Source organism: Pseudoalteromonas sp. Angola-7 (genome assembly GCF_028599255.1).
Taxonomy (GTDB): domain Bacteria; phylum Pseudomonadota; class Gammaproteobacteria; order Enterobacterales; family Alteromonadaceae; genus Pseudoalteromonas; species Pseudoalteromonas atlantica.
Window position 1 is genome coordinate 1 of sequence record NZ_JAQREL010000062.1, and the last position, 261, is coordinate 261.

At 34.5% G+C, this 261-nt stretch carries 1 rRNA gene; it reads left to right on the forward strand.

The features are described from left to right. Positions 1-59 (forward strand): 16S ribosomal RNA (locus PSH50_RS21080); the annotation flags it as partial. Positions 60-261: the final 202 nt, after the last annotated feature.

The window sequence follows — 261 nt, forward strand, 5'->3', positions numbered from 1 at the left end:
CTGGGGTGAAGTCGTAACAAGGTAGCCCTAGGGGAACCTGGGGCTGGATCACCTCCTTATACGATTTAGAACTTATTTGTTCGTAGTGTCCACACAGATGATTGTTAGTTAGTTTTACCCTTTGGGTATAACTGATTAATATGCTCTTTAAAAATTTGGAAAAGCTGATAATAAAATTCTGATAGATACTTTGTATTTATCAAGAGTTTTCAAAAGTAAAAAAGAATGATAGCAGTATCATTCAGTGCCAATTTAATCATT